The organism is Paenibacillus sp. FSL L8-0641, from assembly GCF_038006265.1.
In the GTDB taxonomy this organism is placed as follows: Bacteria; Bacillota; Bacilli; order Paenibacillales; family Paenibacillaceae; genus Paenibacillus; species Paenibacillus polymyxa_D.
In genome coordinates this window covers 3,801,155-3,815,648 of sequence record NZ_JBBOUW010000001.1, presented here as the reverse complement: position 1 = coordinate 3,815,648, position 14,494 = coordinate 3,801,155, and the positions used below count along the sequence as shown (strand labels likewise).

At 46.0% G+C, this 14,494-nt stretch carries 13 protein-coding genes; all 13 read left to right on the top strand.

The window, feature by feature from the left end; genetic code table 11:
- The first annotated feature begins 6 nt into the window (after window positions 1–6).
- The 13 genes from MKY16_RS17250 (at window position 7) to MKY16_RS17190 (ending at window position 14,367) form a co-directional block, all read left to right on the top strand.
- Window positions 7–1,122, top strand: a complete 1,116-nt coding sequence (locus MKY16_RS17250; RefSeq protein WP_069010498.1) for a TIGR04053 family radical SAM/SPASM domain-containing protein — start codon at window positions 7–9, stop codon at window positions 1,120–1,122.
- Entirely contained in the window at window positions 1,106–2,527 is a 1,422-nt protein-coding gene (gene hemG, locus MKY16_RS17245) for a protoporphyrinogen oxidase (protein ID WP_208332668.1), read from the top strand. The genes MKY16_RS17250 and hemG overlap by 17 nt, the downstream gene beginning before the upstream one ends.
- Before the next feature lie 109 nt (window positions 2,528–2,636).
- Window positions 2,637–3,356: an iron-sulfur cluster repair di-iron protein gene (ric, locus tag MKY16_RS17240; RefSeq protein WP_029515518.1), complete on the top strand. Its 720-nt coding sequence runs from the start codon at window positions 2,637–2,639 to the stop codon at window positions 3,354–3,356.
- Between the two features lie 29 nt (window positions 3,357–3,385).
- Window positions 3,386–4,240 carry a molybdate ABC transporter substrate-binding protein gene (modA, locus tag MKY16_RS17235; RefSeq protein WP_340956340.1) on the top strand — a complete coding sequence of 285 codons (855 nt, stop codon included), beginning with the start codon at window positions 3,386–3,388 and terminating at the stop codon, window positions 4,238–4,240.
- The gene (gene modB, locus MKY16_RS17230) at window positions 4,237–4,914 is read left to right on the top strand and encodes a molybdate ABC transporter permease subunit (RefSeq protein ID WP_069010500.1); all 678 of its coding nucleotides are present in this window, start codon (window positions 4,237–4,239) and stop codon (window positions 4,912–4,914) included. Before modA ends, modB begins: the two co-directional genes overlap by 4 nt.
- A 198-nt stretch (window positions 4,915–5,112) precedes the next feature.
- A complete protein-coding gene (locus MKY16_RS17225) occupies window positions 5,113–8,787 on the top strand; it encodes a nitrate reductase subunit alpha (RefSeq protein ID WP_069010501.1) in 3,675 nt (1,224 codons plus the stop codon).
- Window positions 8,777–10,354 (top strand): nitrate reductase subunit beta, encoded by a 1,578-nt coding sequence (narH, locus tag MKY16_RS17220; protein ID WP_028542275.1) that lies wholly within the window; start codon window positions 8,777–8,779, stop codon window positions 10,352–10,354. Before MKY16_RS17225 ends, narH begins: the two co-directional genes overlap by 11 nt.
- Window positions 10,347–10,913 carry a nitrate reductase molybdenum cofactor assembly chaperone gene (narJ, locus tag MKY16_RS17215; RefSeq protein ID WP_340957585.1) on the top strand — a complete coding sequence of 189 codons (567 nt, stop codon included), beginning with the start codon at window positions 10,347–10,349 and terminating at the stop codon, window positions 10,911–10,913. Before narH ends, narJ begins: the two co-directional genes overlap by 8 nt.
- Complete coding sequence (gene narI, locus MKY16_RS17210; protein WP_340957583.1) at window positions 10,913–11,596, top strand: respiratory nitrate reductase subunit gamma; 684 nt, start codon at window positions 10,913–10,915, stop codon at window positions 11,594–11,596. Before narJ ends, narI begins: the two co-directional genes overlap by 1 nt.
- Window positions 11,597–11,641: 45 nt before the next feature.
- Window positions 11,642–12,094: a GAF domain-containing protein gene (locus tag MKY16_RS17205; protein WP_029515512.1), complete on the top strand. Its 453-nt coding sequence runs from the start codon at window positions 11,642–11,644 to the stop codon at window positions 12,092–12,094.
- On the top strand, window positions 12,095–13,159 hold the full coding sequence (locus MKY16_RS17200) for a PAS domain-containing sensor histidine kinase (protein ID WP_029515511.1): 1,065 nt from the start codon (window positions 12,095–12,097) through the stop codon (window positions 13,157–13,159).
- 7 nt (window positions 13,160–13,166) lie between these two features.
- Complete coding sequence (locus MKY16_RS17195; protein ID WP_023989699.1) at window positions 13,167–13,814, top strand: response regulator transcription factor; 648 nt, start codon at window positions 13,167–13,169, stop codon at window positions 13,812–13,814.
- 22 nt (window positions 13,815–13,836) lie between these two features.
- The gene (locus tag MKY16_RS17190; RefSeq protein ID WP_029515510.1) at window positions 13,837–14,367 is read left to right on the top strand and encodes a hemerythrin domain-containing protein; all 531 of its coding nucleotides are present in this window, start codon (window positions 13,837–13,839) and stop codon (window positions 14,365–14,367) included.
- Window positions 14,368–14,494 lie beyond the last annotated feature (127 nt).

Sequence of the window (14,494 nt, the reverse complement as noted above, 5' to 3'; positions counted from 1 at the left end):
ACATCAATGATATCTTTAAAAACGCCGCGTGATTATCATACTGACCCGTTTATAGTCATCTGGGAGGTTACACGAGCTTGTGCTTTAAAGTGCCTTCACTGTAGAGCGGAAGCTCAGTACAAACCTGATCCTCGCCAACTGACACTAGAAGAAGGTAAGAAGCTAATAGATCAAATCGCTGAAATGAATCATCCGTTGCTTGTATTCACAGGCGGAGATCCTTTAATGCGTCCTGATCTGTTTGAACTGGCTCAATATGCAATTGAAGAGAAAAATCTGTCGGTTTCAATGACCCCCAGTGCCACTCCTAAAGTGACACGAACAGCGGTAGAAAAAGCAAAGCAAGTTGGATTATCGCGGTGGGCATTTAGTCTGGACGGTTCATGTGCCGAGATTCACGATCATTTTCGGGGTACAGCGGGTTCTTACGATACGACCATGCGAGGAATTGGTTATTTAAAGGAACTGAATATCCCTATTCAAGTGAACACTACGGTGTCCCGGTACAATCTTCATGATCTGGAGCAAATTGCAGAAAGAGTAAAGGAAATGCAGGCTGTGTTATGGAGTTTATTTTTCCTTGTTCCAACTGGACGTGGCATGGAGAAAGATATGATTACTCCTGATGAGCATGAAGCCGTAATGAAATGGTTGTATCAAATACAGCAACAGATGCCGTACGGAGTGAAGGCTACAGAAGCTCCTCACTACCGGAGGGTCGTGCTGCAGCAAAAGCACAGCGCAGGTGAGAACAGTGTAGCAGACGGACAAAAGAGGGCAGATGTTTTAGGACGTGCTCCTAAAGGCGTAAATGACGGAGATGGATTTGTTTTTATTAGTCATATCGGCGAAGTATACCCTAGTGGTTTCCTGCCTCTTATGTGCGGGAATGTACGAAAGGATAGCTTGGCAGACATTTATCGCAACTCTCCGATCATGATGAATCTTAGAGATAAGTCCCTACTTAAAGGTAAATGTGGAGTCTGTGAATTCAAGGCTGTCTGTGGGGGCTCCAGAGCAAGGGCTTTTGCAATAACAGGAGACTATTTGGAGAGTGACCCTTATTGCGCTTATATACCCGGGGTTGGAGAGGAAAAGTGTTTTCATGAAGAAAAGTTCTAAAAAAGTCGTTATTCTCGGTGGAGGAATAAGCGGTTTAAGTGCTGCCTTTTATGTGAAAAAGCTGGCTGAGGATCGGCAACTTGAAGTGGAGATTACACTGGTGGAGAAAAGTGAACGTCTAGGAGGAAAGCTGCAAACCGTTCGCCAAAACGATTTTATGATCGAAAAAGGACCGGATGCTTTCTTGGCCAGAAAGACGGCAATATTGGATTTGACTATGGAGTTGGGGCTGGAAGCAGAGCTGGTATCGACAAACCCGAAAGCCAAATCTGCTAGCATTTTGCATAAGGGTAAACTTCATACGATGCCGATGGGCTTCATTCTGGGCATTCCAACAAAGCTCACTCCCTTCATTCGGACAGGACTTATTTCTCCGCTGGGAAAAGCACGGGCAGCCCTGGATTTAATCATTCCGGCAAAGAAAGGTGATGCAGACGAATCTCTAGGTGATTTTATCAAACGGCGTCTCGGCAAAGAAGTTCTGGACCAGATTACGGAACCTCTGCTGTCTGGAATTTACGCTGGGGATACACATTCCCTGAGCCTCATGTCAACCTTCCCTCAATTTAAACTAATGGAACAAAAGCATGGAAGTCTGATTAAGGGTATGTCTAAAGGGGCGGGGAGAAAGCCAGCAGTACAAGACAACCTGCCAGATATCGCTAAGAAAAGTATGTTTCTTTCTTATCGGCTAGGATTATCTTCGATCGTGGAGCGGCTAAAGGAAAGGCTGGATACCGTACGTTTTGTTATGGGGCAAGGTGTAGTTGAAGTAAGGAAAGAAAGCGGTTATCAGGTCATTTTAGAACATGGACAAAAAATAGATGCGGATGCGGTGATCTGCGCTGTTCCAGCTTTTGAAGCGGCTACATTATTCTCCGGCGTTGCAAGCGCTAGCTGGTTACACAAGATTCACTATGTTTCCGTAGCCAATATTGCTCTTGCTTATAAAAACACAGATCTTAATCTTAATTTTGAGGGAACGGGATTTTTAGTACCCCGCAAAGAAGGCAAAAAGATTACGGCATGTACTTGGTCTTCGACGAAGTGGAGCCATACTGCTCCTGAAGGATATACGCTTTTACGGACCTACATTGGACATGCAGGTGCACAGGAGTGGATTCAGATGACAGACGATCAACTTGTGGATGCCGCGCGTAAAGATTTGAAAGATTTAATGGGCCTGGAAGCGGAACCGGAATTCACCGAAGTCAGTAGGTGTGATCGATCAATGCCGCAATATCCGATTGGACACAAAGAGCATATGGCGAAGATCAGACAGGACTTCGCACAGGATTTACCGGGTGTTTTTCTATGTGGTGCCGGCTATGGGGGCGTTGGAATTCCAGATTGCATCGCTCAAGGGAAAGAAGCGGCTGAACAGTTGCTTTCTGATTTTTTATAATCAGGCTCTATCCACGAATGAAAGAGGGAACCCCCTGATTGGTTCAGCTTTAAGGGAGACGTAGAATGAAAGTTAAGTATAAAATCGAAGTAAGATGGAGGAATGGAAGATGAGCCAGTTAACGGAAGAAACATGGGTGGCGGACATTGTGAAAGCAGTACCCAAAACGGGAGATCTGTTCCGCAAACTGAGGATTGATTTCTGCTGTGGAGGGAAAATATCGCTCCGTGAAGCAGCAGCCAATCAAGGTCTCCACGCTGGTGAACTGCTGACGCAGATACATGAAGTGGAAGAAAAGCAGGCACAGCATAAGCAAATGCAACCTCCTTCACTCGAACCCAAAGAACTAATCGCCTATATTCAAAATGAGTATCATACGAAGCTTCGGGAAGAACTATCGGCGTTAACGCCGTATGTAACCAAACTAACGCGGGTTCATGGCGAACGTTATCCGCATCTAAAGCGAGTTAACGAACTGTTCACCTTGCTTAAACAGGAAATATCAGAACATATTCAATATGAGGAGGACCTTGTGTTTCCGATGATTGAAGCATTTTTACAAGAATCAACAATGGAACGAGCAGATGAGTTAAATCCAATTTTGTCCAAGTTGCAAAACGAACATCAAACGGTGGTGGAATTCCTGAAGGAAATGCGCTTGATCACAAATGGCTTTGAGCCGATGCAGGAAGCTTGTGGTACGCACCGACTCGTATTGAAGCGGTTAGAAGACCTGGAAGCAGATATTTTTAATCATATTCTTCTTGAAAATTGTACATTGATCGAACGTACGAAACAGGCACAGCTAATAGCGAAACCCATTAATTAATGATGAACTAACATGAGGAGCCGAACCAATTGCATAAATTAATTAAAAGTAGCACTGTTTTCGTTTTGGTTATTTCCATCATTTTATTACTTTCAGGGTGCGGTGCGGGGCAACAATCAGCTTCAAATGGTAGCAGCACGGCCCAGAACAACGAGGTCTCCAGCCAGGATTCTTCGAAAAAGGCTGAAACTGTTGAGCTTACCATATCCGCAGCTGCAAGTTTAACGGATGCGCTCAAAGAAATTCAGCATTCATACGAATCAACCCATACAGGTATCCAATTGAATTTTAACTTCGGTGGCTCTGGTGCGTTGGAAAAACAAATTGAGCAAGGAGCGCCGTCGGATTTGTTCCTGTCCGCTTCGAAGAAAAGCTTGAAGTCTCTCGTAGATCAGCAGTTAATAGAGAGTAATAAACAAAAAACATGGCTGACGAATGAATTGGTCGCGGTTATCCCAGCAGATGGGACGATGGACATTGCGAGCGTAACCGATTTAACAAAAAGAGAAGTGAAGAAAGTTGCGATCGGAATTCCTGAAAGTGTTCCTGCAGGCAACTACGCACAGGAAGCGCTGACGAAAGCGAAGCTTTGGGACACGTTACAGAGCAAGCTGGTTCAAGCAAAAGACGTTAGACAAGTGCTGCAATATGTGGAAACTGGGAATGCTGATGTCGGATTTGTATATAAAACAGATGCATTGACTTCACAAAAGGAAAAAATCGCCTTTGAGGTGGATCCCAAAGCCTATTCACCTGTTGAGTATCCAATCGGAATTATCAAAGGTTCAAAGCACATTCAAGAAGCCGAAGACTTTTATGCATACCTACAATCACAAGAATCTCTGAATATTATGGCTAAGTATGGATTTACCATACCAAAGTGAGCATGCAAGATATAGATTGGAATGAATATTGGCCTCCTATCCGCTTATCGTTGCAGGTTGCGCTGTTATCCAGCGTTCTAGTAATCATATTAGGTTTGCTTGTGGCATGGTCCATGTCACGGTTAGGTTTATTTAAAGGGAAAACGGTTGTTGAAACTGTGCTTATGCTGCCCTTGGTACTCCCACCGACGGTTGTTGGTTTTTTACTACTAATATTACTAGGACGAAAAAGCGGGTTCGGACGTTTTGTGGAGCAATGGTTTGGAGAACCTATTATATTCTCGTGGTGGGCTGGGGTTATAGCAGCGGTGGTAGTGGCTTTTCCTCTTGTCTATCGGACACTGAAAATGGGATTGTCTTCTGTTGACCAGGACTTGGAAAACGCGGGACGTTCGATGGGTGCAAGTGAATGGCAGGTTTTCCGGTATATCACCTTTCCTTTAATTTTCCCTTCTTTTAAAGCTGCCTTTATACTCGGTTTTGCCCGCGGTCTGGGCGAATTTGGTGCTACGTTGATGATTGCCGGAAATATTCCAGGTAAAACACAAACGATTCCGACGGCCATTTATATTGCGGTGGATTCTGGGCATCTTCCTATGGCCTGGGCCTGGACGTGCTCTATCATACTCATTTCTTTTATCATGCTCCTGTTAACGGGCCAAAAGAACAATTAATCTCTTCATATAAGCTTCCCTTTAGCAGAGGGAGGCTTTTTTGTATCTTTCGATAGAACGAGGGATTTCCTGTAGCGCTATAGGACATTCCCTAATGGGAACAGCGATGAATGAATTACATAATGAGAGTAAGCGAATGAACCTTCCCATGGAACTTGCGTTGGGATGATTTATTCTAAAAAGGAGTGTTGGTCATCGATGAAAAAAAAATACAACCTCAACTTTTTTAAACCGATCGAAAGCTATTCGGGAAATTGGTCAATCCTTGAGGAAAAAAATAGAGAATGGGAAAACGTGTACCGACAGCGTTGGTCTCACGACAAAGTGGTTCGGACGACTCACGGAGTGAACTGCACGGGTTCCTGTAGTTGGAAGGTTTTTGTGAAAAACGGCATCATTACCTGGGAAAATCAACAGATCGATTATCCTTCCTGCGGTGTAGATATGCCAGAATTTGAACCGCGAGGATGCCCGCGTGGCGCTACATTTTCCTGGTATGAATACAGTCCATTACGTGTGAAATACCCTTATATGCGCGGTAAGCTGTTGCGGCTTTGGCAGGCTGCCATCCAGGAACATGCCAATCCGGTGGAAGCATGGGCAAGCATTGTGGAAGATCCGGAGAAAGCCAAGCTCTACAAAGCAGCTCGCGGAAAAGGCGGTCATGTCCGTGTCGCTTGGGACGATGTCCTGCGTCTGATCTCGGCGCAACTCATCTATACCATTCGTAAGTATGGTCCTGACCGGATCGCGGGCTTTACGCCAATACCGGCGATGTCAATGATAAGCTACGCTTCAGGAGCCAGATTCATTTCGCTTCTTGGTGGACAGATGTTGAGTTTCTATGACTGGTATGCCGACCTTCCGCCTTCATCTCCTCAAATTTGGGGTGAGCAGACGGATGTACCGGAATCTTCTGATTGGTACAATGCGGGTTACCTGATCATGTGGGGATCGAATGTACCACTTACCCGGACGCCAGACGCTCATTTTATGACGGAAGTACGTTATAAGGGGACAAAAGTTGTATCAGTGGCTCCCGACTTGGCGGAGAATGTGAAGTTCGCTGACAACTGGCTTGCACCACATCCGGGTACAGATGCTGCTGTAGCCCAGGCTATGACACATGTTATTCTGGATGAGTTTTACAAAGAGCGCCAAGAACCGATGTTCATTAACTATGCCAAACAATATACAGATATGCCGTTTATGATTCTGCTTGATCCGCACGAGGGAGCCTGGAAAGGTGGACGTTTCCTACGGGCGAGTGACCTTGGAGATGCTTCGCAGCATGCGGACTGGAAGCCAGTCATATATGACGAAGCAGCGGGGGAAATGCTGGTTCCGAACGGTACGATGGGACAGCGCTGGGAGCAGGATAAGAAATGGAACCTGATTCTGGAGCGGGAAGACGGAACAAAGGTTGAGCCCGCACTCACTGTGGAAGGTCATGGCGAGCAATGGGAAGAAATCGTATTTCCTTATTTTGATAACGCAGGTAATGGAACATTCAAACGTGTAATTCCGGCCAAAAAAGTACGCTTGGCAGATGGCTCAGAACGTTACGTAGCAACCGTGTACGATTTGATGATGAGCCAGTACGGTGTCGCACGCAATGACAGCTCTCATAACGCCAAGAATTATTACGACGAAGCTTCGCATTATACCCCTGCCTGGCAGGAGAAGATCACAGGTGTGAAGGCGTCTGTTGTGGTACAGATTGCTCGGGAATTTGCCCAAAATGCTATCGATACCAAAGGGCGCTCCATGATTATTATGGGTGCGGGTATCAACCACTGGTTCAATAGTGACACCATCTATCGGTCCATCTTGAACCTTGTCGTGTTGACGGCTTCCCAAGGTGTAAACGGGGGAGGCTGGGCGCATTATGTGGGTCAAGAAAAGCTCCGCCCAATCGAAGGCTGGTCAACGATTGCCTTTGCAAAAGACTGGCAAGGAGCGGCTCGACAGCAAAATGCTACATCGTTTTTCTACTTTGCAACAGAGCAGTGGCGTTACGAAGAAAGTGGAACAGACACCTTGAAGTCACCGACTGGCGGGGATGTCAGTTACAGACATCCAGCAGACTACAACGTGCTCGCAGCGCGTCTGGGTTGGCTGCCTTCTTATCCACAGTTTAATAAAAATAGTCTGTTGTTCGCCGAAGAGGCAGCGCAATTAGGCAAAAAGTCCAACGAGGAAATCATTAATCATTCTGTGGAAGAGATTAAATCACGTAAGACACGCTTCGCTGTAGAAGATCCTGGGGCAGCCGAGAACTTCCCGCGTTCACTCTTTGTTTGGCGATCCAATCTGATTTCCAGTTCGGCGAAGGGGCAAGAGTATTTCATGAAGCATTTACTCGGAGCATCCGATGCCCTGCTTGCTCGGCCGAACGAGGAGCAGAAACCGGAGGAAATCGTCTGGAGAGAAGATGTAGAAGGAAAGCTTGATCTGATGGTTGCACTTGATTTCCGGATGACGACAACCCCATTGTACGCGGATATCGTGCTTCCGGCGGCAACCTGGTACGAGAAAACGGATTTGTCGTCCACCGATATGCATCCTTTCGTACACCCGTTTAATCCGGCCGTTAATCCACTGTGGGAATCCCGTGCGGACTGGGATATTTACCGCCAGCTTTCCGAAGTCTTTTCTGATATGGCGAAAGAGTACCTGCCAGGTATATATAAAGACCTTGTGACCGCGCCGCTTGCACACGACAGTGTGGGTGAAATTTCACAGCCGATGGGTCTTGTAAAGGATTGGACGAAGGGCGAGATTGAAGCGACCCCGGGTAAAACCATGCCGAATTTCAGCATCATCGAACGTGACTATACTAAAATTCACGATAAATTTATCTCACTCGGTCCGAATTTGACTACTGGGAAAGCAGGTGCGCATGGCGTCAGCTTCTCCGTAGCAGAAGAATATGAGGAAATGAAAAAGTTGAACGGAGTTTATTACGATGAGTCCATTAAAGACGGACTGCCAAAAATCCAGACAGCTCGCCAAGTGGCCAATGCAATTCTTCATCTTTCATCCGCGACTAATGGACGGGTGTCGCAAAAGGCTTATGAGCAGGCAGAAGAGCTTCACGGTGTTGAACTTAAAGACATCTCGGCTGATCGGGCAGCGGAAAGAATCACTTTCCAAAGTATCACGGCACAGCCTCGGGAAGTTATACCGACACCAGTATTCACTGGATCGAACAAGAAGGGACGCCGCTATTCACCATTTACAACGAATATTGAACGTCTCGTTCCGTTTCGTACTTTGACGGGAAGACAGCATTTCTATATTGATCATGAGATTTTCCAACAATTTGGAGAATCATTGCCGATCTACAAACCGACGTTGCCACCGATGGTGTTCGGTCCTCGGGATCGGGAAATAAAAGGCGGACAAGATTCACTCGTGCTTCGCTATCTGACACCGCACGGTAAATGGAATATTCACTCCACCTACCAGGATAACCAGCACATGCTTACGCTGTTTCGTGGAGGTCCTACCGTATGGATCAACAATGAAGACGCAGAGGCGCACGATCTTGCTGACAATGACTGGGTAGAGGTATACAACCGTAATGGCGTCGTAACCGCCCGGGCCGTTGTCAGCCATCGGATGCCAAGAGGGACTATGTTCATGTACCATGCTCAGGATAAGCACATTCAAGTGCCAGGCTCTGAAATCACGGATACACGCGGCGGTAGTCATAACGCACCAACAAGAATTCATCTCAAACCAACCCAGATGGTCGGTGGATATGCTCAGCTTAGTTATGGATTCAACTATTATGGTCCAATCGGCAACCAGCGTGATGTGTACGTTGCGGTACGTAAAATGAAGGAGGTTAACTGGCTTGAAGATTAAAGCTCAAATTGCCATGGTCATGAACCTGGATAAATGTATTGGCTGCCATACGTGCAGCGTGACATGTAAAACAACCTGGACGAACCGCAAAGGTGCGGAATATATGTGGTTTAACAATGTGGAAACCAAACCCGGTATCGGTTATCCGAAGCGCTGGGAAGACCAGGAATTGTATAAAGGCGGCTGGCAGCTCCGCAAAGGGAAATTGGAACTGAAGTCAGGCAACAAGCTGTCCAAAATAGCACTGGGTAAGATTTTTTACAATCCAGATATGCCGGAAATGAAAGATTATTATGAGCCCTGGACTTACAATTACGAACAACTGACCAACGCTGGTGAACAGAAGCATTCACCTGTGGCACGCGCGCACTCTGCGGTAACGGGTGAAAAAATGGATTTGGAGTGGGGTCCAAACTGGGAAGATGACCTGGCGGGTGCGCATGTAACCGGTCCGCTTGATCCAAATATTCAGAAAATCGAAGAAGAGATTAAATTTAACTTTGAGAAGTCGTTCATGGTTTATCTCCCACGGCTTTGCGAACATTGTTTAAATCCGAGCTGTGTCGCGTCCTGTCCTTCAGGTGCTATGTACAAACGGGACGAGGACGGAATTGTGCTCGTGGATCAGGAAGCATGTCGCGGCTGGCGGTATTGCATGACGGGCTGTCCATACAAAAAAGTGTACTTTAACTGGCAGACGAACAAAGCGGAAAAATGTACCTTCTGTTTCCCACGTGTGGAAGCAGGCCTGCCGACAGTCTGCTCCGAGACATGTACAGGACGAATTCGCTACCTCGGTGTTATGCTGTATGACGCGGATCGGGTTCTTGAGGCCGCTTCTACGCAGGACGAGAAAGAGCTTTATAAGGCGCAGTGTGACCTGTTCATGGATCCTAGTGATCCGGCAGTGATCGCTCAAGCGAGAAAAGACGGCATCTCGGAGGACTGGATTGAAGCAGCGCAGAACTCGCCGGTCTACAAGCTTGCCATTGAGCACAAGCTGGCATTCCCGCTTCATCCGGAATATCGTACATTACCTATGGTCTGGTATGTTCCACCACTTAGCCCGATCATGAATTACTTTGAAGGGAAAGACTCGATTGAGAATCCCGATATGATTTTTCCGGCTATCGAAGAAATGCGTACCCCTATTCAGTACCTTGCCAATATGCTGACGGCGGGCGACACCCAAACCGTGAAGGAATCCTTGCAAAGAATGGCTATGATGCGCTCCTATATGCGTGCTCAATCCACAGGACAATCTTTTGATGAAAGCCGTCTTGAGCGCATTGGCATGACACCTCGGCAGACTGAGCAGATGTATCGGCTTCTGGCGATTGCCAAGTATGAGGATCGTTTCGTCATTCCAACGTCGCATAAAGAAGGATATTCGAATCCGTACCGGGCTCAAGGATCTGCGGGTTACGGCGATACCATGGGAAATATGGGTTCAGGATCTGGATGTGACGGCTGTAGTATGGCAAGTTCAATGGGGATGGAAGAGCCTTTGAAAACGGGAAAAGAAATGTATGAAGAAAACTTCTACGGGGGTATTTGGCGTGATTAATGTAGCGAAGCTGTATGAATGCAAGCCATCATTCGGGTTTTTCGCCCAACAACTCATGTACCCGGAAAAGCTGGATTTTCATCCGGCTTTTCTGGAAGCATCGTTTGATCCAAACCATCCGGCATATACGTATGCGAACACCTACTGGTCCCTTATGCAAGAGTTCAGTATGGAAGAGATTCAGGAAATGTATACAGAAACCTTTGATTTTCAAAAAAATTGTGCACTATATATGACTTACTTCAAATTCGAAGATGCAAAAGAACGGGGACAAATGTTGGTCAAGTTAAAGGTGCTATACGAGATGTATGGTCTTGAAATGCCAGATGGTGAGCTGCCAGATTACCTTCCGCTCATGTGTGAATTTCTGTATGCCGCCGAATGGGCGCAAGATCCGAAGACGACAGAAAACTTCCGCATCCCAATCGCGATCCTGGAAGACGGCACATATCATTTACTTAAAGCGCTGGAGAAAATGGAAAGCCCGTATTTTCATCTGGTCAAGGGACTGCGCGAAACGCTTAAAGCATGCGTAGAACAGGAGGCAGCTGCGCAATGATGATGCTAGAGCAGTTTTTATGGGTTATTTTCCCTTATATGTGTGTGGTCGTCTTTATTGTAGGGCATATTTTCCGCTACAGAAATGATCAGTTCAATTGGACAGCGAAATCAAGTGAGTTTATTGAAAAGAAACAATTGATGATCGGAAGTCTCTTATTCCACCTGGGTATTATCCCGGTTATTATGGGTCATATATCCGGTCTGGGCATACCCAAAACCTGGATGCATGCACTGGGTGTAAACGATCATCTATATCATATTGGAGCAGTTTATATTGGTGGAATATTTGGAGCGATGACGTTCCTCGGTATGTTGATTCTTACCTCTCGTCGATTTACAATACGCAATGTGCGCCATTTAAGTACGGCGTCTGATTTGATCGTAAACGTATTGCTTTTGGCCATTGTATGCATGGGGATGTTTGCGACTCTCGTAACGAATGCGGTACAGCCAGAATTCGATTATCGAGAGACGATCTCAATCTGGTTCCGCGGTTTATTCGTATTCCGTGTCGACCCGACACTGATGAGAGACGTACCGATGTCCTTCAAGCTTCATATTCTTATGGCCTTTGCGATTTTTGCATTCTGGCCGTTTACCCGGCTTGTACATGTGTGGAGTGTTCCGTTGAATTATGTGCGCAGAAGTTATATCCTTTACAGAAGACATAAATCGAATTAGGAAAGCGGGCTCTGCCTTCTTTCCTAATTCTATTAGGAGAGAGCGATGAATAATAGGATGGATTATCAAAGGGAGCTTGAGCGAATACGCGAACATTTCGGTTATGATTTCATGGCGCTTGCTCTGGTTGAACCGGCCGAATATCAATACGTAATTAAATGGAAAAATGCAGCCGGTAATTTAAATGATCGCTTTAAGCGAATTGTACTGCAATCCGGAAAGGGCATAGCAGGAGTCGTGTTCAAAACTGGGAAATCCGTTTTCATTCCATCTGTTCATCAATATGTGGGGGCAGACAACCTGTTTAACTACCCGATCGTTCAATCCGAGAAACTCAAGAGTCTCGGGGCTGTTCCCCTATGGAATGATGCTCGCGTCGCGGGCGTACTGCTTGGTGGATTTCGGGAAGAACTGCTGATGACCGCAGCCATGATGCGTGATTTGGAAGCTTTGGCGCATAGGGGATTTGGAGAGTTGAACGGGAAGGAAGTGATGTAATTGACATTATCTGTAGGGACTGGCTCTTTGAATGCGCTAATGGTGAAGTTGTTTGAGAACAGTACAGAAGCCATTTTCTTTTTTGATGGGCAAGGGAACACCCTAGCTATGAACCCGGCAGCGGAGGAGATTGTGAGCGATGACGTCCTCATTCAACTCTATGAAGGGAAGGAAAAAGCTTTGTGTGGAACATGCAGGGGCTATACAAGCGAAACGGAGCCCCGTACCTGCCTTGATTGTTATTTCAATATGCCAGAATCCAAGGATTTCGCTTCTTTTCAGGTATATCTGGAAACAAAGAGCAACGGAATGATCCCCTATGCCGCTTCTTTTCACACCATTGATTCTGAACATGGAACAAGGGTGTTGATGTTGAGGGACTTGACTCCGCAATTTCAGACGCAGGAAAAATTGTATCAAAACAAAATGATGAAGCATGTCATTGAAGCGCAGGAAAATGAGCGTAAACGGCTTTCCAGGGAACTGCACGACAGCGTCGCCCAGGAATTGATGAGTGCGGTTGTTGAGCTGCGGGTGTTAAAATACATGACGAATGATGAACAGCTCATCAAAAACATGAAGCAGACTGAAGCATCCATGACGCGATTGCTGGATGATATCCGCAACCTGTCTGTGGAACTACGCCCCGCCACACTTGATGATTTTGGGCTTGAAGCGGCATTTCGTTCCCACTTTAAGAGGGTTGAACAAAGCTTTGGTCTTGTCGTTGAATTTGTGTCGGATCTTCCCCAAAAGCGATACGGAAGTGAAAAGGAAACGGTCATTTACCGTGTCTGCCAAGAGGCTGTTCTCAATGCCTTAAAATATGCCCAGGTAGACATGGTTAAAGTTTCTTTGACTGAGCACGATCATACGCTTCGTTTGACTGTAGAGGACGATGGAATTGGCTTTGAAAAGGGGAGCCAGCCTATTGGAACGGGATTAGGTTTATATGGCATGCAGGAGCGAGCAGAGCTGGTAGGCGGAAGTTTTGGCGTCCTATCAAATGTGGGTCAGGGAACCAAAGTCTTTTTGCAAATTCCGATTGGCCAAGAGGAGGAATAGAGACTTGATCAAAATTGTGTTAGCGGATGACCATGCTATTGTACGAAGCGGATTTTCCATGATTTTGAACTTCCAATCGGATATGGAGGTTGTCGGAACGGCTGCGGATGGCATTGAAGCGTATACGATGGTAGCTAAATATCGTCCGGATATTCTAATCATGGACCTCAGCATGCCCCCAGGCGAAAGTGGATTGATCGCCACAGGCAAGATTAAAGAAGACCACCCTGATACTAAAATTCTGATTTTGACCATGCATGACGATGAAGAATATCTTTTTCATATTTTAAAGAATGGTGCTTCAGGATACGTTTTGAAAAATGCTCCAGATGAGGAGCTATTACTTGCCATACGAACCATTCATGGGGGTGGGACTTATATCCATCCTAAAATGGCTACTTCTCTCGTTCGTGAGTTCATCAAAAAAGATACAACGTCACAATCAGAAGATCCTTATGAGATCCTGTCCAAGCGGGAACTGGAGATTCTGCCTCTGGTCGCAAAAGGTTACGGTAACAAGGAAGTTGCGGAAAAGCTGTTCATCTCTGTCAAGACGGTGGAAGCAAATAAAGCGAAGATCATGGAAAAATTGAATTTAAGAAGCCGGCCTGAACTGGTCCAATATGCATTAAAGAAAAAAATGCTGGATTTTTAGCCGATGAATGGAGGAAATCCGCGTGCTGGAAAATGAGAAACTGCGCTTTTCCAAACCTGCCATGCGTATTCTTGAAAATGAGCATCGATATCTAACCTATCTGATGGATGAATGGCATGCCATTGTATTGTGGTTTGAGCAGCACAGAATACTAGATTTGGAAGAAGGCCGCAAGCAACTGGAAAAACTGAGAATGCAGATTCTCGACTTTAGGGTACCCCTCAAGAAACATACCGAAAAGGAAGAAGAACACTTCTTTTCTATGCTAGGAACCTACATTGGTTTTGAGCAGGGACCGCTCGTCGGTATACAGGAGGAGCACCGTGAAATAGAGGGCTATATCGATCATTTTCTTCATCAGACGGAGGGCGATTTGAGTTTGCTCACGCTTGATGACATTCAAGAGGCAGCCAAGAACGCGGGAGAGGCCTTTGAAGTGCTGACTGTACATTTTATAAAAGAAGAAACTGTACTTTTTCCTATGGCAGAGCAACAGATCAATCGGAATGATCTAACCAAGTTATGTGACAAATTAAATACACTTATCTCTTAAAAAGACCAAGCCGCTTCCTATAGAAGCGGCTTTTTTATATTTTCAGGGAGTCCCCTGTCGGGTAAAGGGGAGTCCCCTATATTCGAACAGATCGGCTAGCGGCTACAATGGGGACAGAAATTCAATT

Bases quoted from the DNA above. Each gene is read 5' to 3' on its own strand.
- MKY16_RS17205 (WP_029515512.1), top strand. From the start codon at position 11,642: ATGAATAATAGGATGGATTATCAAAGGGAGCTTGAGCGAATACGCGAA.
- narI (WP_340957583.1), top strand. From the start codon at position 10,913: ATGATGCTAGAGCAGTTTTTATGGGTTATTTTCCCTTATATGTGTGTG.
- MKY16_RS17250 (WP_069010498.1), top strand. From the start codon at position 7: ATGATATCTTTAAAAACGCCGCGTGATTATCATACTGACCCGTTTATA.
- hemG (WP_208332668.1), top strand. From the start codon at position 1,106: ATGAAGAAAAGTTCTAAAAAAGTCGTTATTCTCGGTGGAGGAATAAGC.
- ric (WP_029515518.1), top strand. From the start codon at position 2,637: ATGAGCCAGTTAACGGAAGAAACATGGGTGGCGGACATTGTGAAAGCA.
- MKY16_RS17225 (WP_069010501.1), top strand. From the start codon at position 5,113: ATGAAAAAAAAATACAACCTCAACTTTTTTAAACCGATCGAAAGCTAT.